Below are 23,285 nucleotides of genomic sequence, written 5' to 3'. Positions count from 1 at the left end.
GCCGTTCTGGCTGCGCCAGAACGGCACTCTGCCCATGATCAACAGCAAATGTCGGGGTCAGAACAGCGAGTACAGCTGGGCCAGGGGCAGCCGCTGCGCCGGGGCGGGCACGACGACCTCGCCGTCAATGGAGATCTCGAAGGTATCCGGCTTGATCACGATGTCCGGCAGCGCGTCGTTGTTGATCATCTGCGCCTTGCCCACGTCCCGGGTCGGCTTGACCGCGGACAGCTTGCGGCGCAGGCCGAGTCGATCGGCCAGCCCGTCCTCGAGGGCGAACGGCGAGACGAACGAGAGCGAGAGCTGGGCCCCGATCGCGTCGGTCAGCGCCGGCCGCATCAGCACCGGCTGCGGCGTCGGGATCGACGCATTCGGATCGCCCAGTGCGCCCCAGACCAGGCCGCCGCCCTTGAGCACCACGGCCGGCCGGATGCCGAAGAACTTGGGCTCCCAGAGCACCAGGTCGGCCAGCTTGCCCGGCTCGACCGATCCGACCTCGTGGTCGATGCCGTGGGTGATCGCCGGGTTGATCGTGTACTTGGCGATGTACCGGCGGGCCCGGAAGTTGTCCGCGGGCAGGCCGCCGCCGATATCGCCCCGCCGGTTCTTCATCACGTGCGCGACCTGCCAGGTCCGGCAGACCACCTCGCCGATCCGGCCCATCGCCTGCGCATCCGACGAGGTCAGGGACACCGCGCCCATGTCGTGCAGGATGTCCTCGGCGGCGATCGTGGTTGCCCGGATCCGGGACTCGGCGAAGGCCAGGTCCTCGGGCACCGCCGGGTTGAGGTGATGGCACACCATCAACATGTCCAGGTGTTCGGCGACCGTGTTGACCGTGTGCGGCAGCGTCGGGTTGGTGGACCCGGGGATCACGTTGGGCAGCCCGGCCAGCGTCAGGATGTCCGGGGCGTGCCCGCCGCCGGCGCCCTCCACGTGGAACGCGCTGATCGACCGGCCGCCGATGGCCGCGATCGTGGAGGCCACGTAGCCGGATTCGTTGAGCGAGTCGGAGTGCAGCGCGACCTGCAGGCCCCACTCGTCGGCCGCGCGCAGGGCGGCATCGATCGCGGCCGGGGTGGAACCCCAGTCCTCGTGCACCTTGTACCCGCCGGCCCCGGCCAGGGCCTGCTCCTTGAGGCCCGCCATCGAGACCGTGTTGCCCTTGCCGAGCAGCAGCAGGTTGATCGGGTACGGATCGATCGACCGGTGAATGGTCTCAAGGTGCCACGCGCCCGGGGTCACCGTCGTCGCCTTGGTGCCCTCGGACGGCCCGGTGCCGCCGCCACCGAGGGTGGTCAGCCCGGTCGCCAGGGCCTCGACGATCTGCGACGGCGAGATCAGGTGCACGTGGGTGTCGATGCCGCCCGCGGTGAGGATCTTGCCCTCGCCGGAGATGATGTCGGTGGACGGCCCGATCTGCAGGTCCGGGTGCACCCCGTCGGCGATGTCCGGGTTGCCGGCCCGGCCGATGGCCACGATCCGGCCGTCCCGGATGCCGACGTCGGCCCGGACGATGCCCCAGTGGTCCAGGATGATCGCGTTGGTGATGACCGTGTCCGGGGCACCCTGCGCCCGGGTGGTGCTGCCCTGGGCCATGGATTCCCGGATCGACTTGCCGCCGCCGAACACCGCCTCCTCACCACCGGCGGTGTAGTCCTGCTCGATTTCGATCCACAGGTCGGTGTCGCCCAGCCGGACCTGGTCGCCGACCGTCGGCCCGTAGAGGGCGGCATAGTCCGCGCGCGAGATCTGCACCATCTAGAGCTCCCCTGGGGTGGACTTGATCGCGATACCCGGGACCTGGCGCCGGCCCTGCAGCGCGACCGCCGAGACCGACCGGGACGCACCGGGTTCGAACCGGCGGGAGGTCCCCGCCGGGATGTCCAGGCGGAAACCCCGGGCGGCTACCCGGTCGAAGTCCAAGGCGCCGTTGACGTCCGGCAGGTGCACGTGCGAGCCGATCTGGACCGGCCGGTCGCCGGTGTTGACGATGACCAGCTCGATCCGTTCGGCGGCCGACCGGTTCGCGTTCAGTTCGATGAATCCCGGCGCGGTCCGGATGGCCCCCGGACCGCTCGTCGACCCTGCGGCCATACCAGCTCCTTCGGTACGAGCGACGTTCGCTCAGGCGATCGGTTGGTGGATGGTGACGAGCTTGCGGCCGTCCGGGAAGGTGGCCTCGACCTGGACGTCCGGCAGCATCTCGGCCACCCCGTCCATCACCTGGTCCCGGCCGAGCACCTCGCGCCCGGCGACCATGAGCTCCTCGACCGAACGACCGTCCCGGGCCCGCTCGATGACCCAGGTGGTCAGCAGGGCAACGGTTTCGGGGTAGTTCAGCTTGACGCCGCGAGCGAGCCGGTCCCGGGCCACCATGCCGGCGACGGCCAGCAACAGCTTCTCGGTATCGGCGGGGGTCAGGTGCACCAGGGCCTCCCGGGTTGGCGGACGAGCGGAATCATGTCACGGCATCGATTCGTAGGCGGGGACGGAGATGAACCCGGTGAAGCGCACCGCACTGATCGCGTCGAAGAGCAGGTTCCGGGCCCCGGCCAGGAGCTCGCGGCCGCCGGGCCGCTCGGCCCACCGGTCGGCGAGCCGCTCGGTGGCGGCATCCAGTTCGTCGACGATCAGGTGGCCGGTGATCCGCCGGCCACCCTCCAGCGCGACCCGGTTGCGCTGCCACTGCCAGAGCTGGCTACGGCACAGCTCGGCGGTGGCCAGATCGACCGGCTGATCGGCGATGGTCATCGCGCCGGTGCCGGCGAGCCAGTTGATCAGGATCTCCAGCGCCGTCGCGATCGTGTCCCGCAGGCCCTCCGCCGTGACCACCAGCGGCACGGTCCGGATGTCGAGCAGGTCCTTGCCACTGATCACCGTGTCGACGGCCGGGCCCCGGTCGGCGGGACCGGCCAGGCCGCGTCGTCGGGCCGTCGCCGCCAGCAGGTCCGAGCAGGCCTGCAGGAACGGCGCCGAGGCGTCCAGCCGGGATCGCTCGGGCAGCACGTACTCCGTTCCGGCCCCCCGGAACGTCTTGACCATCGAGAAAAGGTAGTTGCACAGCCCCAGCTCCAGTCCGATCGCGTGCTCGCGCAGTTCGAACAGCAGCTCGTCCATCTCGAAGGCCGCCCAGACGGTGTCGACCGACACGATCACCTTGACCGCGTCGGCCGGCCGCTCGAGCGCCGCGGCCGCGTACTCCAGCAGGTCGGCCCAGAGCCGGGCCTCCAGGTGCGATTCCAGCAGCGGCAGCGAGAGCAGGCCGGCCGGGTCCCGCTGGTGGAACAGGTACAACCCGACATCGACGAGCGCGGCCACCGCGGGATCGCCGTCGACGGTCAGGTGCTTCTCCGGCAGGTGCAGCCCGCGCGGGCGGAACCGGACCGGCCCGGTCCAGGCGCGGCGCTGCGCCGCGATCAGGTGCGGCCAGGACGGCGAGATCGAATCGGACAGGTCGATCACCGGAACTGTGGACCACGTCCCGGCCAGCTCGCCGGGGATCGGAGCCACCTGCCAGTCCTCGGTCCGGACCGCGGCCGTCTCCGGCAGGAAGTCCATCGGCTCGCCGACCGAGACCATGTCCTGCCGGCGCTGCCGCTCGGCCAGCAGGTGCTCACGGCGCAGCGCGAACCGATCGTGCAGGTCGGCGACGAAGGCCAGCGCGGCCGGAGTGAGCACGTCACCGGCCGCCTCCAGGGCCGGACCGACCACCCTCACTCAGACCTCACTCTGCTCACTCGCCCTGGTCACCGCGCCGGTACCCACTGCCGCACATCCCGTCCGGTGGCTACTGCTTCGTCCTCGAACTCAGTTCGTCGGCCTCGGCCAGTTCGGCCGCGGCCTCGGCGGGATCGACCGCGGTCACTTCCCGCACCGCGTCGTAGCCGGCCCCGCCGTGCGCATCCAGCGCCTGCGCGTCGGCCTGCGCCCGCACCTTGTCGGAATTCAACAACAGATTGAGCAGGATCGCGACGATGGCGCCGGCCGAGATGCCGGAATGGAAGATGGTCTTGAACCAATTCGGGAAGTCGTTGTAGAACGAGTCCCGCACCACCGGGATCATCGCGACGCCCAGCGCGATCGCCACGACCAGGATGTTCTTGTTGTTGAACTTGACCGTGGACAGGGTCCGGACGCCGCTGGCCGCGACCATGCCGAACAGCGCGATGCCCGCGCCGCCGAGCACCGGCTGCGGGATGCCCTCGACGATGGCGCCCATCTTCGGGGTCAGGCCGAGCAGGATCAGCACCCCACCGGCGAAGGTGGCCACGTACCGGCTGCGCACCCCGGTGATCGAGACCAGGCCCACGTTCTGCGCGAACGCCGTGTAGGGGAAGGTGTTGAAGATGCCGCCCAGCGTGGTCGACAGCCCGTCGGCCCGCAGCCCGTCGGCCAGCCGGCGGCTGTCGATCTTGACGTCGACGATCTCGCCGATGGCCAGGATGTCACCGGTCGTCTCGGTCATGATCACCAGCGCGACGATGCACATCGAGACGATGGCGGCCACCTCGAAGATCGGGAAGCCGAAGTAGAACGGCGTGGTGATGCCCACCCAGTCGGCGCTGCCCACCTTGCCCCAGTGCACCAGGCCCATCGGCAGCGCCACCAGGGTGCCGATCAGGATGCCGAGCAGGATCGAGATACGGGCCAGCACCGGCGGAGCGAACCGCTCGATCAGCACGATCAGGATCAGGGTGCCGGCGGCCAGCGCGACGTTCTGCATCGGCGCGCCGCCGTCGGTGATGATGCCGCCACCGATCCAGTTGGCCGCCACCCCCATCAGCGACAGACCGATGATCAGGATGACGGTGCCGGTCACCAGCGGCGGGAAGAATCTGACAAGTTTGGCGAAGATCGGCGCCAGCAGCATCATGAAAATGCCCGAGGCGATCACCGAACCGTAAATTGCCCCGACGCCGTACTGGGACCCGATCACGATCATCGGCGAGACCGCGGCAAACGTGCAGCCCTGCATCAGGGGCAGGCGTACCCCGAACCATTTGAAGCCGATCGACTGGATCACGGTCGCGATGCCGGCCACGAACAGGTCGGCGGTGACCAGGTAGCCCAGGTCGTCGGGACTGAGCTTGCCGGCCGAGATCAGGGCGCCGCCCACGACCAGCGGAACGGCCACCGCGCCGGCGTACATGGCCAGCACGTGCTGCAGACCCAGCGGTATCAGGTGCTTCCAGGGCGGCAGTTCGTCGACCGACTCGATCGGCTTGCCGTCGGCGCCCAATTTCGGCCGAAATCCCATGAGTCCTCCCAATTGGCACCCGACCGACGCTGGCCAGATCGAATGTGATCGTGGGGGACTGTCCTGCCGCGACGTTTCCGCCGCGAACGAACGCGGTAAACGCGCGGTTAATCGTGGCGATTCCGGGGCGCGACGCGGTCAGCGCAGTTCGGCGGCCAGGGCCTCGCCGGCGGCGGTCAGCAACGGCACCGCGCGGGCGACGGTCTCCGGGGTCATCCGGCCGGCCGGACCGGAGACCGACAGGGCCAGGTGGGAGCGAACACCGGGGACCGCGACGGCTACACACCGCACGCCCAGTTCCTGCTCCCCGTCGTCCATCGCGTACCCGTGTTCGGCCGACCAGCGCAGCTGCTCGGCGAACGCGCCCGGATCGGTGATCGTGTGCTCGGTGTGTCGGGGCATGCCGGTGCGCGCCAGCATGGCCCGGACGTCGGCCGGCGGCATGGTGGACATGATCGCCTTGCCGACCGCGGTGCAGTGCGGCAGCACGTGCCGACCGACCTCGGTGAACATCCGCATGCTGTGGCGACTGGGCACCTGGGCGATGTAGACGATCTCGTCCCCGTCCAGCGAGGCCAGGTTGGCGGTCTCCCCCAGGTCGTCGACCAGCCGGGTCAGGTGCGGCCGGGCGACGCTGGCCAGCATGCTCGACGCGCTCTCGGCCAGCAGCAGGATCCGCGGGCCCAGCGCGTACTGCCGGGACGGCTCCTGGCGCACGTAACCCAGGTCGACCAGGGTGCGGACCAAACGGTGGATGGTGGGCAGCGGCAGGTCGGCCTCGGTGGCCAGGGCGGACAGGCCCATCACCCCGCCGGCCCCGGCCAGCGTCTCGAGGATGGTGAAGGCCCGCTCGATCGACTGGACGCCCCCGGAACGCTGCTTGGGCCCGGGGTCCACCCCGTCCGGATGGTCCGCGCCTGCCAGGGCTGTCATGGGTTGTCTTCCTCCGCGGCCACGCTCGGTCCGGCATCTTTCGACATCCGGAATTCTACGATCACCATGCGGGCAATCGTGACCGGGCCTACGTTGACTTCGCGGACCCACCCGCTAATGTCCACTATACAGAAAAGCGCTTCCGCAAGACAGAACATGGAGGGCCAACGATGGCCAGCACCAGTCCGGGCTATTCGATCACCGTGCGGGTGCAGGCACCGCCGACCATGGGGGCCACCGCCGATCTCGCCGCCGCCGTCCTGGCCGCCGGCGGGGCGCTGACTGCGTTGGACGTGGTCGAGTCCAAGCCCGACGGCATCGTCGTCGACGTCACCTGCAATGCCTCGGACGCCGACCATGCCGACCAGATCAGCGACGCCATCGCCCAGCTGCCCGGAGTCACCGTGCGCAAGGTCAGCGACCGCACCTTCCTGCTGCACCTGGGCGGCAAGATCGAGATCCAGTCCAAGGTGCCGCTCAAGCACCGCGACGACCTGTCCCGCGCCTACACCCCCGGCGTGGCCCGGGTCTGCCTGGCCATCGCCAAGAACCCGGCCGACGCCCGCCGGCTGACCATCAAGCGCAACACCGTCGCCGTCGTCACCGACGGCACCGCCGTGCTCGGCCTGGGCGACATCGGGCCGGCCGCGGCGATGCCGGTGATGGAGGGAAAGGCGGCGCTGTTCAAGCACTTCGGCGGGGTCGACGCGTGGCCGGTGGTACTGGACACCAAGGACGTCGACCAGATCGTGGAGATCGTGCGCTGCATCGCGCCGGGCTACGGCGGCATCAACCTGGAGGACATCTCCGCGCCGCGCTGCTTCGAGATCGAGCGCCGGCTCAAGGAACTGCTCGACATCCCGGTGTTCCACGACGACCAGCACGGCACCGCGATCGTGGTGCTGGCCGCGCTGACCAACGCGCTGCGGGTGGTCGGCCGCAAGCCCGCGGACGTCAAGGTGGTGGTCAGCGGCGTCGGCGCGGCCGGGCACGCGATCATCCGGCTGCTGGCCGCCCAGGGCTATGGCGACATCATCGGCTGCGACCGACACGGCGCGGTCGACCCGGCCAAGCCGGGCATGGACGAGTTCCGCCGGTGGATCGCCGACAACACCAACCCGCGCGGGGTCCGCGGCACGCTGGCGCAGACGCTGGTCGGGGCGGACGTGTTCATCGGGGTGTCGGCCCCGAACCTGCTCACCGGCGACGACATCGCCCGGATGAACAAGGGGGCCATCGTGTTCGCGCTGGCCAACCCGGATCCGGAGGTCGATCCCTTCGCCGCCGCCCAGCACGCCGCCATCGTGGCCACCGGGCGGTCGGACTACCCGAACCAGATCAACAACGTGCTCGCCTTCCCCGGCTTCTTCCGGGGCATGCTCGACGCCGGCACGCACGAGATCAACGAGCAGACCATGATCGCCGCGGCCACCGCGATCGCCGACTGCGTCTCCGCCGATGAACTCAACGCCAACTACATCGTCCCGTCGGTGTTCGACGCGGACGTCGCGCCGGCCGTCGCCGACGCGGTGCGCAAGGCGGCACTGAGCAGCTGACCGCCCGGTCGTCCTGACGACGGAAGGAAAAGTGCGGCCCGCCGCGCTTTCCTTCCGTCCTGGCGCGCGGAGCGGGCCCGGGTCGTAGGCTCCTGCCGTGCGGGTCGTCGCCGAGTTCACCACCGAGCCCTTCCATGGCGAGGGCGAGCCACCCGAGCACGCCCAACGCGCGTGGGAGGTCGTCCAGGCGGCCGGCCTGACCGGCGACTTCGGCCCGCTGGGCACCGAGGTGCAGGGCGAGCGGGACACCGTGCTGGACGCGTTGCGTGAGGTGATGGCCGCGGCGCTGGACGCCGGCGCCACCCGGATCACGGTGCAGTTGCACACGGAGCGGTGATGGCACACTCGGCCGACGCCTCCGCCGCCGAATTCCTGACCGCCGTGCGGCCGCTGGCGGAGCGTATCGGCGCGTCCCTGGTCGAGGCCGTCGAGGTCACCGACGCGGACGTTCCGCTGGTCTGGCGCGGGACGGTCGTCGCCGGGGTGCGATTGGGCGATGCCTCGGCCGAGCCGCGGACGGACGAGGGCGGGCTCACCGGGATCCTGGCCGAGGTCCAGCGCGAGTTCGACGGGCCGCTGGACCAGCTGCCCCGGCCGGAGAAGCAGCGGGCCGTCCGGCTGCTCGAGGAGGCCGGTGCGTTCTCCTACCGCAAGGCCGTCGAGACCGTCGCCTCGGCCCTGGGGGTCAGCCGGTTCACGGTCTACAACTACCTCAACCGCGACCGTCGATGACCGCTCGAGGCAGCCCGGATCAACATACCGAGGACCGCCTCAACAAAATGTTGACGTGCTCTGAGTCACCCCGTATATTTCGACCTGCGGAAGAACCCTTCCGAATTCCGCGAAGACCCACCCTTCACACCGAGCTCAACGGAGAGCAGGTCCAGCCATGCCGACGTCCTCGAGACATCCCCGCCCGGTCAGCGGGCCCGCCGCGCCCGACGCCTGACCCACCTCGTCACCGCCCCCGGAGACCGTCCGGGCGCGGTTCGTAACCGGGCCGACCGCTGCCGGCCACACAACCAACATCCACTCTCCGGAGCATGACTGTGCATGCTCCCCCCAACGGACCAGAGGGGCCTGACATGGCATCTGCACCGACGGCGAGCACGCCCGCCCGCACCAAGTCCGTCAAACACCCGGTGGACCAGGTCCTGCCGATTCCCAAGCTGGCCGTCTACGGCATCCAGCACGTGCTGGCGTTCTACGCCGGTGCGGTGGTGGTCCCGATCCTGCTGGCCAGCGCGATCGGCCTGACCACCGAAGAACTGATCCACCTGATCAACGCGGACCTGTTCACCTGCGGTATCGCCTCGATCATCCAGTCCGTCGGGTTCTGGAAGATCGGCGTGCGGCTGCCCCTGCTGCAGGGGGTGACCTTCACCGCGGTCTCGCCGATGATCGCGATCGCCATGGCCGCCGGCGGCGGCACCGAGGGCCTGCTCTACATCTACGGCGCGGTCATCATCGCCGGGCTGTTCACCTTCTTCATGGCGCCCTACTTCGCCAGGCTGATCCGGTTCTTCCCGCCGGTGGTGACCGGCACCGTGATCACCATCATCGGCATCGCCCTGCTGCCGGTGGCCGCCCTGGACGCGGTGGGCGGCGGGGCCAACCCCGACCCGACCAGCACCAAGAACCTGGCCTACGCCCTGGGCACGCTGTTCGTCATCGTGCTGATCCAGCGGATCTTCAAGGGCTTCCTGGCCACCGTGGCCGTGCTGGCCGGTCTGGTCATCGGCACCGCGGTCGCGTTCTTCCTCGGCGACGCCAGCTTCAGCAGCCTGTCCGAGTCCGCCTGGTTCGGCGTCACCACCCCGTTCTACTTCGGCATTCCGAAGTTCTCGGCGGCCGCCATCATCTCGATGATCGTGGTCATGCTGATCACCGCGGTGGAGACCACCGGTGACGTCTTCGCCACCGGCGAGATCGTGGAGAAGCGGGTCGGCGGCGAGGACGTCGCCCGGGCCCTGCGCGCGGACGGACTGGCCACCTTCATCGGCGGCGTGCTGAACTCGTTCCCCTACACCTGTTTCGCCGAGAACGTCGGCCTGGTCCGGCTGACCCGGGTCAAGAGCCGTTACGTGGTGGCCGCCGCCGGCGTCTTCATGATCCTGATCGGCATGATCCCCAAGGCCGGCGCGCTGGTGGCCAGCATCCCGCCGCCGGTGCTGGGCGGCGCGGCGATCGCCATGTTCGCCACCGTCGCGGTGGTCGGTATCCAGACCCTGTCCCGGGTCGACTTCCACGACCACCGCAACGTGGTCATCGTCGGCACCAGCATCGGCCTGGCCATGTTCGTCACCGTCCAGCCGGACGTGGCCAAGGCCGTGCCGGAGTGGGCGCAGATCATCTTCGGCTCCGGCATCACCCTGGGCAGCCTGACCGCCATCATCCTGAACCTGGTGTTCCACCACCTGGACAAGGGCTACGGCCCGGCCGTCGCCGGCTCGCCCAAGGGTGGGGTCATCCGCCTGGAGCAGGTCAACAACATGTCCCGCGAGGAGTTCGTGGCCACCTTCGGCCGGCTGTTCCAGGGCCCGTCCTGGGTGGTCGAGCGCGCCTACGACCACCGCCCGTTCGCCGACACCCCGGCCCTGCGGGCCGCGTTCCAGGACGCGTTGTTCACCGCGAACAGCACCGAGCAGCGGGACCTGCTGTCCTTCTACCCGGACCTGGGCAGCGACGCCGGGCCCGACATGTCCGAGGAGTCCAAGAAGGACCGCGCGGCGGCCGGCCTGATGTTGCTCAACGACGATGACCACGAGCAGTTCTCGCACCTGACCTCGGCCTACCGCGAGCGGTTCGGCATCCCGCTGATCATGTCGGTGCGGGACGTGGAGAAGCGGGACCAGATCCTCAAGTCCGGCTGGGAGCGGCTGCAGAACTCGCCCACCCAGGAGCAGGCCACCGCGGTCATCGAGGTCGCCAAGATCGCCAACCACCGCTTCGACGACCTGGTCGCCGACGCCAGCCCGCTGCTGCTGCCCCGGGCCACCTTCCTGGAGGAGGTCGACAACCTGTCGACCCCGCCGTCCGCCCGCCAGGAGTCGGTCGACGAGGAGTTCGCCGCCGGCACCACCCGGTTCAACGCGATGGGACAGGACGAGGTGCGGCAGGTGCTGGCGAGCTGCCTGGACGTTCCCCGGTGGATCGACGCGGTGGCCGCCGGCCGGCCCTACCCGTCGGCCCAGCACGTGCTGCACACGGCCCGGGTCGCGGCGTCGGACTTCTCCGACGAGGAGCTGCGGGCGGCGTTGGCCAAGCATCCCCGGATCGGGGAGAGGGCCGGCGCCGGGCACGATGTCGAGTTCTCCCAGCGGGAGCAGTCGGCCGTCGGAACGGCCGATGCCGCGGTCCAGCAGGCGATCCTGGCCGGCAATGCGGACTACGAGAACAAGTTCGACCGGGTGTTCCTGATCCGGGCGGCCGGCCGGTCGGCCCCGGAGATCCTGGCCGAGCTGCAGCGCCGGCTGGGCAACTCGCCGGAGCAGGAACGGGCCGAGGTCGTCACCCAGCTCCGGGAGATCGCCCTGACCCGGCTGGAAACCGTCCTGGCCTGACCGCTCGTTCCCCCCGCCACCCGCCCACCACCCGACGGAGTGAAATGACAACCCTTGTGCTGCAAGGCGCCCATGTCGCCACGGTCGACGGCTCGGCCACCGAGTACCGCAACGGCCACGTCGTCGTCACCGACGGTCTGATCACCGCCGTCGGCAACGGGCCGGCAGTACCGGGAGCGGCCGACGCCCGCATTCTCGACGCGACCGGCTGCCTGATCACTCCCGGGTTCGTGAACACGCACCACCACCTGTATCAGTGGATCACCCGCGGCCTGGCCGTGGACGACACCCTGTTCGGCTGGCTCACCACGCTGTACCCGGTGTGGGGCCAGATCGACGCCGAACTGGTGAACGTCGCGGCCACCGGCGGCCTGTCCTGGCTGGCCGGGACCGGCTGCACCACCACCACCGACCATCACTACGTCTTCCCGCGCGACGGGGGCGACGTGCTGAAGGCGGAGATCGACGCGGCGGCGCGGGTGGGACTGCGGTTCCACCCGACCCGCGGGTCGATGGACCTGGGCCGGAGCAAGGGCGGCCTGCCGCCGGACAACGTGGTCGAGGACATCGACGCGATCCTGGCCGCCACCGAGGAGGCGATCGACACCCACCACGACCCGTCGTTCGGCTCGATGCTGCGGATCGGGGTGGCCCCCTGCTCCCCGTTCTCGGTGACCGGCGACCTGCTCCGGCAGACCGCGGAACTCTCGCGGCGCAAGGGCGTCCGGATGCACACCCACCTGTGCGAGACGCTGGACGAGGAGCAGTACTGCCAGGAGCATTTCGGCTGCTCGCCGGTGGAGTACATGGAGTCGGTGGGGTGGCTGGGGCCGGAGGTCTGGCTGGCCCACTCGGTGTGGCTGACCGACGACTCGATCGCCAGCCTGGCCCGCACCGGCACCTCGGTGGCGCACTGCCCCACCTCCAACGCGCGCCTGGGCTCGGGCATCGCCCGGGCCCGGGACCTGCGCGACGCCGGGGTGGCCGTCGGCCTGGGCGTCGACGGGGCCGCGTCCAACGAGGCCTGCGCGCTGCTGGAGGAGGCCCGGCACGCCCTGCTCTTCGCCCGGGCCAAGGGCGGTCCGCAGGCGTTGACCGTCCGCGATGCCCTGGACATGGCGACCATGGGCGGCGCCCGGGTCCTGGGCCGGCAGGACGAGATCGGCTCGCTGGAGGTGGGCAAGCTGGCCGACATCGCCGTGTGGCGGCTGGACACGTTGCCGCACATCGACATCGTCGACCCGATCGCCGCCCTGGTGCTCGGGGCCCCGCCGCCCCTGGAGTTGCTGCTGGTCGGTGGACGGCCGATCGTCGAGCAGGGACGCCTGAGCACCGTGGACACCGACCGCTACGCCACCGAGGTCCGCGACGCCAGCAAGAAACTGCTGGCTCGCGCGGGCATCTGAGAAGAATTCGAGCACACCTCCCGGACGGGGATATCGTCACGGGGAGACGAGGGAGTCAACACATGGAGCCTCACGTCGTCGTGAACGGCCGGGCCCGCCCGTTGGGCGAGGTCGGCGGTCACACCACGCTGCTGGAATGGCTGCGCTCGACCGGATACACCGGGTGCAAGGAGGGCTGCGCCGAAGGCGAGTGCGGTGCCTGCGCGGTACTGGTCGCCCGTCCCGCCGAAGCGACCGGCGCCAATGGCTCGGCCACCACCCGCTGGACCGCGATCAACGCGTGCCTGGTGCCGGCCGCCGGCTTCGACGCCCAGGAGGTCGTCACCTCCGAGGGGTTGGGCGATCCCGAACGGCTGCACCCGGTCCAGGAGCAGATGGCGGTGCGCGGTGGGTCGCAGTGCGGCTACTGCACGCCGGGCTTCATCTGCTCGATGGCCGCGGAGTACTACCGGGCCGACCGCTCGCCGGCCGACGCCGAGGCCGAGGCCGCCACCGCAGAGCCGGGTACCAACGGTCATTCCCGCGCGGAGGCCGGCGCCGATCCAGCCGCCCCCGGGCACGCCCCCGACCACGAGCACGGGCCCAACGGCTTCGACCTGCATGCCCTGTCCGGCAACCTGTGCCGGTGCACCGGGTACCGGCCGATCCGGGACGCCGCCTACGCGCTGGGTTCGCCCGACGAATCCGACGCGCTGGCCCAGCGCCGGTCCGCCCCGGCCCCGGCCCCCGCGCCGACGGTCATCACCACCGGCGGCACCGCCTACCGCCGGCCGGCCGACCTGGCCCAGGCCCTGGAGCTGCTGGCGCAGCACCCGGATGCCCGGCTGGTCGCCGGGTCCACCGACTGGGGCGTCGAGCTCAACATCCGGCACGTCCGGGCCGAGCTGACCATCGCCCTGGACCGGGTGGCGGAGCTGCGCACGTTCTCGGTGCAACCCGACCGGATCGAGATCGGTGCCGCGCTGACCCTCTCGGAGGTGGAGCGGCTGCTGGACGGCCGGGTGCCGCTGCTGGCCGAGCTGTTCCCCCAGTTCGCCTCCCGGCTCATCCGCAACGGCGCCACCCTGGGCGGCAACCTGGGCACCGGCTCACCGATCGGGGACAGCCCGCCCGCCCTGCTGGCCCTGGACGCCTCGCTGGTGCTGGCGTCGGCCGCCGGCGAGCGCACCGTGCCGCTGTCGGAGTACTTCACCGGCTACCGCCAGACGGTCAAACGGCCGGACGAGCTGATCAAGACGATCACGCTGCCGCTGCCGGTGGCCCCGATCTCCGCCTTCCACAAGATCGCCAAGCGGCGCTTCGACGACATCTCCAGCGTCGCCATCGCTTTCGCGTTGCGTCTGGACGGGGACACGGTGTCCGACATCAAGATCGGGCTCGGCGGGGTGGCCGCGATGCCGATCCGCGCGAGCGCCACCGAGGCCGCCCTGACCGGCCGGCCCTGGACCCCGAAGGTGGCGGCCGAGGCCGCCCGGGTACTGGCCGACGAAGGCACCCCGATCAGCGACCACCGGGCCAGCGCCGCCTACCGGACGGCCATGCTCGGCACGTCCCTGCGCAAGTTCCATGCCCAGAACGCCAATGCTGGAAAGGTGGGTGCGAAATGAGCTTCGCTCACGGACCTTTGGCCGATCGGCCGAACAACCCCAAGGTCGGCCTGCCGCTGCCGCACGAGGCGGCCTCGCTGCACGTCACCGGCAAGGCGCTGTACACCGACGATCTCATCCACCGCACGCCGAACCTGCTGCACGCCTGGCCGTTGCAGGCGCCGCATGCGCACGCCCGGGTCACCACGTTCGACGTCACCCCGGCCTACGACGTGCCCGGCGTGGTCCGGGTGCTCACCGCGCAGGACGTGCCCGGGGTCAACGACGCCGGCATCAAACACGACGAGCCGCTGTTCCCCACCGAGATCATGTTCTACGGGCATGCGGTCTGCTACGTGCTCGGCGAGACCGAGGATGCCGCCCGGCTCGGTGCCGAGGCGATCGTCGTCGAGTACGAGCCGCTGCCGTCGCTGATGACGATCCCCGAGGCGATCGCCGCGGAGAGCTTCCAGGGCGCCCAGCGCACCGTCAGCCGCGGTGACGCCGACGCCGGCCTGGCCGCCAGCACGCACCGGTTCTCCGGCGAATTCTCCTTCGGCGGGCAGGAGCACTTCTACCTGGAGACCAACGCCGCGCTGGCCCTGGTCGACGAGGCCGGTCAGGTCTTCGTCCAGTCCAGCACCCAGCACCCGTCCGAGACCCAGGAGATCGTCGCGCACGTGCTGGGCCGGCCCAGTCACGAGATCACCGTGCAGTGCCTGCGCCTGGGCGGCGGGTTCGGCGGCAAGGAGATGCAACCGCACGGGTTCGCCGCGGTGGCGGCCCTGGGCGCGACCATCACCGGGCGCCCGGTGCTGCTGCGCCTGAACCGCACCCAGGACATCACGATGACCGGCAAGCGGCACCCGTTCCACGCCTCCTGGGAGATCGGCTTCGACGCCGACCTCCGGATCCGGGCGCTCAAGGCGACCCTGACCAGCGACGGCGGGTGGAGCCTGGACCTGTCCGAGCCGGTGCTCGCCCGGGCCCTGTGCCACATCGACAATGCCTACTGGATCCCCGATATCGAGGCGCACGGGCGGATCGCCAAGACCAACAAGACCTCGCAGACGGCCTTCCGCGGATTCGGCGGCCCGCAGGGCATGATCGTCATCGAGGACATCCTGGGCCGCTGCGCCCCCCAGCTGGGGATCGCCCCGGAGGAGCTGCGCCGGCGCAACTTCTACTCCCCCGGCCAGCCCACCCCCTACGGTCAGCCGGTACGGCACGCCGAGCGGCTGGCCGCCATCTGGCAAACGCTGTCGGACAAGGCCTCGGTGGCGCAGCGGCAGGAGCAGATCGCGGCGTTCAACGCCGGCCACCACGACAGCAAGCGCGCGCTGGCCATAACGCCGGTCAAGTTCGGCATCTCGTTCAACCTGACCGCCTTCAACCAGGCCGGCGCGCTGGTGCACGTCTACAAGGACGGCTCGGTGCTGATCAACCACGGCGGCGTGGAGATGGGCCAGGGCCTGCACACCAAGATGATCCAGGTCGCGGCCACCGCGCTCGGGGTGCCGCTGAGCTACGTGCGGCTGGCCCCGACCCGGACCGACAAGGTGCCCAACACCTCGGCCACCGCGGCCAGCTCGGGCGCCGACATCAACGGCGGCGCGGTCAAGAACGCCTGCGACCAGATCCGGGAGCGGTTGGCGACGGTGGCTGCCGGCCAGCTGGGCATCCACCCCGACGACGTGCGCTTCGTCGACGGCGTGGTCACCGGGATCGGGTTCCACGACAAGCAGATCGAGTGGGCCAAGCTCACCCATGACGCGTACTTCCAGCGCGTGCAGCTGTGGGCGGCCGGTTTCTACCGCACCGCGGGGTTGCACTGGGACGCCAACCGGATGCAGGGCGAGCCGTTCAAGTACTTCGCCTACGGTGCGGCCTGCGCCGAGGTGGAGGTGGACGGCTTCACCGGCGCCTACCGGTTGCTGCGGGCCGACATCGTGCACGACGTGGGTGACAGCCTGTCGCCGCTGATCGACGTCGGGCAAATCGAGGGCGGTTTCGTCCAGGGCACCGGCTGGCTCACCCTGGAGGAGCTGCGCTGGGACACCAGCGACGGCCCGCACCGGGGCCGGTTGAACACCCAGGCGGCCAGCACCTACAAGATCCCGTCCTTCTCGGAGATGCCCGAGGAGTTCCACGTGCATCTGTTCGAGCGGGCCACCGAGTCCGGCGTGGTGTACGGGTCCAAGGCGGTCGGCGAGCCGCCGCTGATGGAGGCGTTCGCCGTGCGCGAGGCGCTGCGGGCCGCGGTGGCCCAGTTCGGGCCGGCCGGGTACCCGGTCGACCTGGGCAGCCCGGCCACCCCGGAAGCGGTCTACTGGGCGATCGATGCGGCCCGGACGGCCGGCACCGCCGGCACCAACGGCGCCACCGGCCGGCCGACCACGGACGCGTCGGCGCAGGAGTTGGCAGGCGTCTGATGGACTGGTTGGACGCCCTCACGCAGCTGCGCCGGGAGGGTTCACCGGCCGTGCTGGTCACGGTGGTCGCGGTGCGGGGCCACGCCCCGCGGGAGGCCGGGGCCAAGATGGTCGTCGGTTCCGAACACAGCTGGGGCAGCGTCGGCGGCGGCAACCTGGAGGAATCGGCGATCCGCCGGGCCCGGGAGCTGATCGCCGACGGCGCCGGCGAACCGGAGACCCAGCTGCACCGGCTCAACGAACACGCCCGCAACCGGCACGGACGCCAATGTTGCGGCGGGGAGGTGACTCTCGTGCTGGAACCGATGCCGGCCCGGCCCACCGTGGCCATCTTCGGCCTGGGCCATGTCGGGTACGAACTGGCCCGGATCCTGTCCCGGCTCGAGCTGCGCCTGGAACTGGTCGACTCCCGAGCCGACCAGCTGGAGCCGTTGCGGCTGGCCGAGATCACCGACGGCGCCGCCGATGTCGGCGTGCACCACCTGGTGCTCGGCGAGCAGATCCTGGAGCGGCTGCCCCGCGGCGCGCACGTGCTGATCATGAGCCATGACCACGCCGAGGATTTCGCCCTCTGCGACGCCGCCCTGCGGTTGCCGCACCTGGGCTCGATCGGCCTGATCGGATCGTCGGCCAAGTGGTCCGGGTTCCGGCGCCGGCTGGCCGAGCAGGGCCACTCCGCCCAGACCATCGACCGGATCCGCTGCCCGATCGGCCGGCCCGAGATCAGCGGCAAACAGCCCGCGGTGATCGCCGTCTCGGTGGCCGCCGCCCTGCTGCCGACCCTCACCGCCCCGGCCGGGGCAGCCTCATCCGGGTCGGCCCCATCCGGGTCGGCGGGGACCTCCGCGGCCCGAACCATCAGTGGAGTGCCCTCGTGACCCTGTACCGCGCCACCATCGTCGACACCCCCGGTGACCCGTTCGCCGGCGATCCGGCGGACGCCCTGGCGACCGACCCGGACGGCGGGCTGCTCGTCATCGACGGGGTCATCCGCGAGCGGGGCCCGTTCGCGGCTCTGCGGGCCGATCATCCCGATGAGCCGCTGGTCGAACTGACCGGCGGGCTGCTGCTGCCCGGATTCGTGGACACCCACGTGCACTACCCGCAGCTGCGGGCCATCGGCGGGCTGGGCATGCCGCTGCTGGACTGGCTCGAGCAGTGCGCGCTGCCGGAGGAGAGCCGGCTGGCCGAACCGGAGTACGCGGCGCCGCTGGCCCAGGAGTTCGTCTCCGAACTGATCGCGCACGGCACCACCACCGCGCTGGTGTTCGGATCGCACTTCGAGTCGGCGATGGACATCCTGTTCGCCGCCGGCCAGGACGCCGGGCTGAACCTGACCACCGGACTGGTGCTCTCGGACCGGATCCTGCGCCCGGACCTGCTGTGCAGCCCGGCCGACGCGCTGGCCGCCTCGCAGCGGCTGATCGACCGCTGGCACGGCAAGGGTCGGCTCAGATACGCCGTCACGCCGCGGTTCTCGCTGTCCACCACGGACGAGATGCTCGAGGTCTGCCGGCAGTTGCTCGGCCCCGGCTCGGACCGGGACGCGCACGCCGCCGACATCTGGTTCACCTCGCACGTCAACGAGAACCTGGCCGAGGTGCAGACCGTGGCCGACCTGTTCCCCGGCACCGCGCACTACATCGACACCTACCACCGGCACGGCCTGGTCACCGACCGCAGCGTGTTCGCCCACAACGTGCACCCCACCGATCACGAGCTGGACCTGATGGCGCAGGCCGGCGCGTGGGCGGCGCACTGCCCGACCAGCAACTCGGCCCTGGGCAGCGGCCTGTTCCCGCTGGCCCGGCACGTCCGGCACGGCGTCGGGGTCGCCCTGGGTTCCGACGTGGGGGCCGGCACCGGGTTGTTCCTGCCCAAGGAGGGGCTGCAGGCGTACTTCATGCAGCAGCTGCTCGGGGCGCAGGGGCTCCCGTTGACCCCGGTGCACCTGCTCTACCTGGCCACCCACGCCGGCGCCCGCGCCCTCGGGCTGGCCGACCGGGTCGGCACCCTCACCGTCGGACGGGATTTCGACGCGGTGTGGCTGCGGCCGGAGCCGTCGTCCAGCCTGGGCATCAACCTGCGCCAGGCGGCCGATCCGACCGACGCGCTGGCCCGGGTGTTCGCTCTGTCGACCCCGCACGACGTGGCCGGGGTGTGGCTGCGCGGAGAGCCGGCCTACACCAGGTAGCCAGATGTTGACTGGCGGTGACGGCCGCCGGATGCGACAGTCGGTCGGTGAGCGAATTGGAGAGCTATTCCTGGGGCGAGACGAGCAATCCCACGATCGTGCTGCTGCACGGGCTGAGCGACGCCGGCACCACCTGGCCGGACGCGGTCCGTCGCTGGCAGGGCCGGTATCACCTGATCGCGGTCGACCTGCGGGGACACGGCCGGTCCCCGCGGTTCGCACCGGATCAACTGACCCGCTGCTACGACTGGTGGCTGTCGGACACCCTGGACGTGCTCTCGACGCTGGATTCGGCGCCGGTGGTGGTCGGGCATTCGCTGGGCGGGCTGTTCGCGCTGCGGGCGGCGGCCGCGCGGCCCGAGCTGGTCCGCGGCCTGGTGCTGGAGGATCCGGCCCGGCCGCCCGGCGCGACGACCCCGGATCCGGAGTTCGTCGCGATGAACGAGGCGTTCCTGGATTCGTTCGCCGACGGCGGGCGGGCCCAACGCGACCGCATGCGGGCCGAATCACGCTGGGCCGTCGAGGAGATCGACGAGAGGGCGGCCAGCAAGCCGCTGGTCGACCGGGCGATGATCCACGACGGCCTCATCCTCGGCGACGGGACCTGGGAGCCGGTGTTCAACGGCCTGACCGTGCCGACCCTGCTGGTGGCCCCGACCGACAGCCCGATGGCCCCGGACCCGGCCCTGATCACCAACCCGCTCGCGCGGCAGGTTCGGCTCGACGGCGTCGGGCACACCGTGCGCCGCGACGACGCACCGGCCTACCACGCGGTGGTCGACCCCTTCCTGGCCGCGATCACCGCCGGCTCGCCCGCACCCTGATTTCCCCCGTCCGACATCCGGGTGCCCTTCACGCCGCGTGTGCGGGCCGGGCAATACAGTCGTGCCCGTGCGGTACGTGGCGATCGGGGACAGCTTCACCGAGGGCGTCGGTGACGAGCGGGCGGACGGCAGCGTGCGCGGCTGGGCCGACCGGGTCGCCGAGGGGCTGGCCCAGGCCACCCAGGAGCCCGTGCAGTACGCCAATCTGGCCATCCGCGGGCGCAAGCTCGGCCCGATCGTGGACCAGCAACTGGAGGCCGCGCTTGCGCTCGAGCCCACGCTGATGACCTACAACGGCGGCGGCAACGACATCATGCGCCGGCACGTGGACATGGGCCGGCTGATGGAGCTGTCCCGGCACGTCGTCGACCGCTGCCGGGCGGCCGGCGTCCGGCTCATCGTGCTCGCCGGGCCGGACCCGACCTCCCGCATTCCGCTGGGTCAGGTCGTGCACCACCGGGGTGAGGCGCTGACCGCCGACATCGTGGCGCTCACCGACGAATTCGGCCTCACGTTCGTCGACATGTGGCACGACCAGGAGATCCGCCGGGCCGGGTACTGGGGAGCCGACCGCATCCATCTCAACGCCGCCGGCCACCGCCGGGTCGCCGGCCAGGTGCTGGCCGCCCTCGGCCATCCGGCGCCGGCCACCACCACCCGCGTCGAAGACCCGCACCGCTCGGTGTCGGACAATCTGCTGTTCTACCGCCAGCACGTCGGGCCATGGCTGCGGCGGCGCCTGCAGGGACGCTCGTCGGGTGATCACCGCACGGCCAAACACCCGGACTACGTGACGATCTCACCGCGTGAGGTACCGCGCGGCTGACCGTCGGCGGCGGCCTGGGACAGCAGGCCCTCCAGCCGGTCGATCTTGTCGGCCAGCAGCTGGATGTGGGCGGTGGTGGCCGCCTGCCCGGCCTCCTCCTCGCTGGTGACCCGCTCGACCAACCACGACGCGATCGTCGCGGTCACCGTGCCGACCAGGGCGATCCCGCAGATCATCATGCCGACGGCGATGCAGCGGCCCTCCATCGTCACCGGGTAGGCATCGCCGTAGCCGACGGTGGTGATGGTGACGCAGGCCCACCAGACCGCCTCGCCGTAGGTGGTGATCAACGCGCCCGGGGCGTAGCGCTCGGCGTCGAAGACCGCCAGCGAGGCCACGAAGACCAGCAGCGTCGTGGTGACGGCCGCATAGGTCACCACCCGCCCGCGCAGGGCGGTGCCGGCGGCCCGCTGGAACACCGTGAACAGGGTGAGCAGCCGGACCAGCCGCAGCGGACGCAGCATCGGCAGGGTCACCACCAGCAGCGACAGGATGTTGCGGACGAACCAGCGGCGCCGGTTGGTGGCCAGCCAGAGCCGGACGACGTAGTCGATGGCGAAGACCAGCCAGCACAGCAGGCTGACCACCCGGGTGGCCAGCAGCAGCGCCCCCTGCGGCTCGGCCAGCACCTGGTAGGCGTAGACGACGCCGAACAGCACGGCCACGGCCATCAGCGGCCATTCCATCGCGCGGGTCCAGGCCTGGAAGGCCGGCGTCTGGACATCGAGGTCGCTCGTCCCCATCGAGGCAGGATCGCACGGTCGCGGGCGCGGACGGCTCAAGACGTCAGGCCAGCGGCCCGAAAAGTGTCTCCGGCGCCGTCGGGCCGAGGTCAAGCCCGTCCAGCACCGCGCCCAGCCGCTTCTCCTCGTACCGGACATGCGTCGTCATGATCGCCTCGATGCCGTCCAGGTGGCGCCGAAGGTCCTCCGGCGGGTCGCCGGCGGCCATCGCCCGACGCAGCTCGCCGAGCAGGTGCGCGATCATCCGGTGATCGCGGGTGAGGTTGTCCAGGACCGGCGCCAGCTCCGGGTGCCGCTCGCGCAGGCGCGGGAACAGGGCACCGTCCTCGGCCTCGTGGTGCCCGTCGAGCGCGGAACACAGACCCCAGCAGTAGATCAGGGGGTCGGCCAGCTGCTCGACCGCCTCGCGCGCATCGATCGGTTCGCTCGATTCGATCGATTCCCGGGCGATCGCCAGCGCGTCGGTCAGCCGCTGGTGCACCCGCCGCAGCTGTGCGCTCCAGGCGATCATCCGGGCCGATTCCATCGCGGCCGACCCTATCGCCGGCGGCGGGGATATATCAGAATCAGACTTCAACAAACTGTTGACAGGTCTCGACGGCCAGCGGTAACTTTCACTCCAAGAGATTTTGCTTCCGCTTAGCGGAAGCCGGCACCGCTGCCGACCGACAGGAGTGTCTCGACGATGAGCCTTTCCACCCACGTGCTGGACGCCAGCCTGGGTCGCCCCGCCCAGGGGGTGCCGATCCAGCTCAGGGCGCAGGGAGATGCCGGCGCCGCCACCCCCTTCGGCACCACGATCTTCACGGCCGTCACCGATGCCGACGGCCGCTACCGCCACCAGCAGTCCGGCGCCGATCTGCCGCTCGCCGCCGGCATCTACGACCTGCAGTTCGACACCACGGCCTATTTCACCGCCACCGGTCAGACCGGGTTCTATCCGCGGGTCACGGTGACGTTCGAGATCACCGACCCCGCTGCGCACCACCACGTCCCGTTGTTGCTGTCCCCGTTCGCTTTTTCCACCTACCGAGGGAGCTAGGTCCACATGAGTGTCACGCTCGGCCACAACCAGTACGGCAAGGCGGAGACCCGCGTCGTCCGGGTCTACCGGGATTCCGACCCGCACGAGATCGTCGACTACAACGTCAGTGTCGCCCTGTCCGGGGACTTCGAGGAGATCCACCGCACCGGCGACAACAGCAACTGCCTGACCACCGACGCCACCAAGAACACGGTGAACGCGTTCGCCAAGGAGTACAGCGAGGCCGCCCGCCAGCCGGAGTCGTTCGGCATCGCGCTGGCCAAGCACTTCGTGGATGACACCGCCCCGGTGACCCGGGCCCGGATCAAGCTCGAGATGTACCCGTGGAACCGGCTCTCGCACGACGGCACCCCGCACCCGCACGCCTTCGCCCGGGACGGTGGCTACGTGCGCACCGCCACCGTGACCTACGACGGGACCAACCTGTGGGTGGTCTCCGGCGTACAGGACTACGTGGTGCTCAAGACCACCGACTCGGAGTTCTGGGGCTACCTGCAGGACAAGTACACGACCCTCAAGCCGACCCACGACCGGGTCATGGCCACCTCGGTGACCGGCCAGTGGTGGCACACCGACAGCGAGGCCGACTGGGCCAAGTCCTACGACTCGGCGGTGGCCACGATGAGCAGCGTGTTCGCCGGCCATCACAGCCTGGCCCTGCAGCAGACCATGTTCGCCATGGGTGAGGCGATGATCGCCGAGCAGCCCGAGATCGGCGAGGTCCGCTTCTCCCTGCCCAACAAGCACCACTTCGTCATCGATCTGAGCCCGTACGGCCTGGAGAACCCGAACGAGGTCTTCCACGCCGACGACCGGCCCTACGGCTTCATCGAAGGCACCATCCACAACGACCTGCACAAGGACGCCGCGCCGGCTCCGAACCAGGCCTTCGATCCCGGTCAGGGCTGGTAACCGTC

The 23,285-nt window shown here is 70.6% G+C and carries 21 protein-coding genes and 1 pseudogene; 14 read left to right on the top strand and 8 right to left on the bottom strand.

Annotated elements, in window-relative coordinates; all coding sequences use genetic code 11:
* Positions 1-57 precede the first annotated feature (57 nt).
* The 6 genes from NAMU_RS01335 to NAMU_RS01310 form a co-directional block, all read right to left on the bottom strand.
* A complete protein-coding gene (locus tag NAMU_RS01335) occupies positions 58-1,761 on the bottom strand; it encodes an urease subunit alpha (RefSeq protein ID WP_012814175.1) in 1,704 nt (567 codons plus the stop codon).
* Positions 1,762-2,097: an urease subunit beta gene (gene ureB, locus NAMU_RS01330; protein ID WP_012814174.1), complete on the bottom strand. Its 336-nt coding sequence runs from the start codon at positions 2,095-2,097 to the stop codon at positions 1,762-1,764.
* 30 nt (positions 2,098-2,127) lie between these two features.
* Complete coding sequence (locus tag NAMU_RS01325) at positions 2,128-2,430, bottom strand: urease subunit gamma (protein WP_012814173.1); 303 nt, start codon at positions 2,428-2,430, stop codon at positions 2,128-2,130.
* A gap of 36 nt (positions 2,431-2,466) precedes the next feature.
* Positions 2,467-3,720 carry an aldolase/citrate lyase/malate synthase family protein gene (locus tag NAMU_RS01320; RefSeq protein ID WP_012814172.1) on the bottom strand — a complete coding sequence of 418 codons (1,254 nt, stop codon included), beginning with the start codon at positions 3,718-3,720 and terminating at the stop codon, positions 2,467-2,469.
* 70 nt (positions 3,721-3,790) lie between these two features.
* Complete coding sequence (locus tag NAMU_RS01315; RefSeq protein WP_012814171.1) at positions 3,791-5,260, bottom strand: nucleobase:cation symporter-2 family protein; 1,470 nt, start codon at positions 5,258-5,260, stop codon at positions 3,791-3,793.
* 138 nt (positions 5,261-5,398) lie between these two features.
* Entirely contained in the window at positions 5,399-6,193 is a 795-nt protein-coding gene (locus tag NAMU_RS01310; RefSeq protein ID WP_012814170.1) for an IclR family transcriptional regulator, read from the bottom strand.
* Between the two features lie 170 nt (positions 6,194-6,363).
* Between NAMU_RS01310 and NAMU_RS01305 the strand changes: the two genes are divergently transcribed.
* The 12 genes and pseudogenes from NAMU_RS01305 to NAMU_RS01255 all read left to right on the top strand — a co-directional run bounded on the left by NAMU_RS01305 (position 6,364) and on the right by NAMU_RS01255 (position 20,580).
* Positions 6,364-7,749, top strand: a complete 1,386-nt coding sequence (locus NAMU_RS01305) for an NAD-dependent malic enzyme (protein ID WP_012814169.1) — start codon at positions 6,364-6,366, stop codon at positions 7,747-7,749.
* 97 nt (positions 7,750-7,846) lie between these two features.
* Positions 7,847-8,086 carry a thiamine-binding protein gene (locus NAMU_RS01300; protein WP_012814168.1) on the top strand — a complete coding sequence of 80 codons (240 nt, stop codon included), beginning with the start codon at positions 7,847-7,849 and terminating at the stop codon, positions 8,084-8,086.
* Positions 8,086-8,481, top strand: coding sequence for a helix-turn-helix domain-containing protein (locus NAMU_RS01295; RefSeq protein WP_012814167.1), 396 nt, complete (start codon positions 8,086-8,088; stop codon positions 8,479-8,481). The genes NAMU_RS01300 and NAMU_RS01295 overlap by 1 nt, the downstream gene beginning before the upstream one ends.
* 353 nt (positions 8,482-8,834) lie before the next feature.
* A pseudogene (uraD, locus tag NAMU_RS01290) lies at positions 8,835-10,760 on the top strand (2-oxo-4-hydroxy-4-carboxy-5-ureidoimidazoline decarboxylase); the annotation flags it as partial.
* Positions 10,734-11,312, top strand: a complete 579-nt coding sequence (gene uraD / locus NAMU_RS31630) for a 2-oxo-4-hydroxy-4-carboxy-5-ureidoimidazoline decarboxylase (RefSeq protein ID WP_407669223.1) — start codon at positions 10,734-10,736, stop codon at positions 11,310-11,312. The pseudogene uraD (NAMU_RS01290) and the gene uraD (NAMU_RS31630), both read left to right, overlap by 27 nt.
* Positions 11,313-11,356: 44 nt before the next feature.
* Positions 11,357-12,718, top strand: coding sequence for an 8-oxoguanine deaminase (locus tag NAMU_RS01285; RefSeq protein ID WP_012814165.1), 1,362 nt, complete (start codon positions 11,357-11,359; stop codon positions 12,716-12,718).
* A 62-nt stretch (positions 12,719-12,780) separates the two neighbouring features.
* Complete coding sequence (locus NAMU_RS01280; protein WP_012814164.1) at positions 12,781-14,325, top strand: xanthine dehydrogenase small subunit; 1,545 nt, start codon at positions 12,781-12,783, stop codon at positions 14,323-14,325.
* Positions 14,322-16,736 (top strand): xanthine dehydrogenase molybdopterin binding subunit, encoded by a 2,415-nt coding sequence (gene xdhB / locus NAMU_RS01275; RefSeq protein ID WP_012814163.1) that lies wholly within the window; start codon positions 14,322-14,324, stop codon positions 16,734-16,736. Before NAMU_RS01280 ends, xdhB begins: the two co-directional genes overlap by 4 nt.
* Positions 16,736-17,614 (top strand): xanthine dehydrogenase accessory protein XdhC, encoded by an 879-nt coding sequence (gene xdhC / locus NAMU_RS01270; RefSeq protein WP_012814162.1) that lies wholly within the window; start codon positions 16,736-16,738, stop codon positions 17,612-17,614. Before xdhB ends, xdhC begins: the two co-directional genes overlap by 1 nt.
* The gene (locus NAMU_RS01265) at positions 17,611-18,930 is read left to right on the top strand and encodes a guanine deaminase (protein WP_012814161.1); all 1,320 of its coding nucleotides are present in this window, start codon (positions 17,611-17,613) and stop codon (positions 18,928-18,930) included. The genes xdhC and NAMU_RS01265 overlap by 4 nt, the downstream gene beginning before the upstream one ends.
* A gap of 47 nt (positions 18,931-18,977) precedes the next feature.
* Complete coding sequence (locus NAMU_RS01260) at positions 18,978-19,754, top strand: alpha/beta fold hydrolase (RefSeq protein ID WP_012814160.1); 777 nt, start codon at positions 18,978-18,980, stop codon at positions 19,752-19,754.
* A gap of 67 nt (positions 19,755-19,821) precedes the next feature.
* Positions 19,822-20,580, top strand: a complete 759-nt coding sequence (locus tag NAMU_RS01255) for an SGNH/GDSL hydrolase family protein (RefSeq protein ID WP_041368297.1) — start codon at positions 19,822-19,824, stop codon at positions 20,578-20,580.
* On the opposite strand, the gene NAMU_RS01250 is transcribed toward NAMU_RS01255, so the two are convergent.
* Both NAMU_RS01250 and NAMU_RS01245 read right to left on the bottom strand, forming a co-directional pair.
* Entirely contained in the window at positions 20,541-21,323 is a 783-nt protein-coding gene (locus NAMU_RS01250; RefSeq protein ID WP_012814158.1) for a potassium channel family protein, read from the bottom strand. The genes NAMU_RS01255 and NAMU_RS01250 overlap by 40 nt on opposite strands.
* Before the next feature lie 43 nt (positions 21,324-21,366).
* A complete protein-coding gene (locus NAMU_RS01245; protein WP_012814157.1) occupies positions 21,367-21,849 on the bottom strand; it encodes a hemerythrin domain-containing protein in 483 nt (160 codons plus the stop codon).
* 159 nt (positions 21,850-22,008) lie between these two features.
* On the opposite strand from NAMU_RS01245, the gene uraH reads away from it, so the two are divergent.
* Together uraH and pucL are read left to right on the top strand one after the other, a co-directional pair.
* Positions 22,009-22,365 (top strand): hydroxyisourate hydrolase, encoded by a 357-nt coding sequence (gene uraH / locus NAMU_RS01240; protein WP_012814156.1) that lies wholly within the window; start codon positions 22,009-22,011, stop codon positions 22,363-22,365.
* A gap of 6 nt (positions 22,366-22,371) precedes the next feature.
* Complete coding sequence (gene pucL / locus NAMU_RS01235; protein ID WP_012814155.1) at positions 22,372-23,280, top strand: factor-independent urate hydroxylase; 909 nt, start codon at positions 22,372-22,374, stop codon at positions 23,278-23,280.
* The last annotated feature ends 5 nt before the right edge of the window (positions 23,281-23,285 follow it).

This window comes from Nakamurella multipartita DSM 44233 (assembly GCF_000024365.1).
Lineage (GTDB): Bacteria > Actinomycetota > Actinomycetes > Mycobacteriales > Nakamurellaceae > Nakamurella > Nakamurella multipartita.
The sequence above is the reverse complement of the archived record's forward strand: the minus strand, read 5'-3'. Positions and strand labels throughout refer to the sequence as shown.

Coding starts and splice junctions, on each gene's coding strand:
- NAMU_RS01285 (WP_012814165.1), top strand. CDS start 11,357: ATGACAACCCTTGTGCTGCAAGGCGCCCATGTCGCCACGGTCGACGGC.
- NAMU_RS01280 (WP_012814164.1), top strand. CDS start 12,781: ATGGAGCCTCACGTCGTCGTGAACGGCCGGGCCCGCCCGTTGGGCGAG.
- NAMU_RS01315 (WP_012814171.1), bottom strand. CDS start 5,260: ATGGGATTTCGGCCGAAATTGGGCGCCGACGGCAAGCCGATCGAGTCG.
- xdhC (WP_012814162.1), top strand. CDS start 16,736: ATGGACTGGTTGGACGCCCTCACGCAGCTGCGCCGGGAGGGTTCACCG.
- NAMU_RS01310 (WP_012814170.1), bottom strand. CDS start 6,193: ATGACAGCCCTGGCAGGCGCGGACCATCCGGACGGGGTGGACCCCGGG.
- NAMU_RS01295 (WP_012814167.1), top strand. CDS start 8,086: ATGGCACACTCGGCCGACGCCTCCGCCGCCGAATTCCTGACCGCCGTG.
- NAMU_RS01250 (WP_012814158.1), bottom strand. CDS start 21,323: ATGGGGACGAGCGACCTCGATGTCCAGACGCCGGCCTTCCAGGCCTGG.
- pucL (WP_012814155.1), top strand. CDS start 22,372: ATGAGTGTCACGCTCGGCCACAACCAGTACGGCAAGGCGGAGACCCGC.
- ureB (WP_012814174.1), bottom strand. CDS start 2,097: ATGGCCGCAGGGTCGACGAGCGGTCCGGGGGCCATCCGGACCGCGCCG.
- xdhB (WP_012814163.1), top strand. CDS start 14,322: ATGAGCTTCGCTCACGGACCTTTGGCCGATCGGCCGAACAACCCCAAG.
- NAMU_RS01335 (WP_012814175.1), bottom strand. CDS start 1,761: ATGGTGCAGATCTCGCGCGCGGACTATGCCGCCCTCTACGGGCCGACG.
- NAMU_RS01245 (WP_012814157.1), bottom strand. CDS start 21,849: ATGGAATCGGCCCGGATGATCGCCTGGAGCGCACAGCTGCGGCGGGTG.
- uraH (WP_012814156.1), top strand. CDS start 22,009: ATGAGCCTTTCCACCCACGTGCTGGACGCCAGCCTGGGTCGCCCCGCC.
- NAMU_RS01305 (WP_012814169.1), top strand. CDS start 6,364: ATGGCCAGCACCAGTCCGGGCTATTCGATCACCGTGCGGGTGCAGGCA.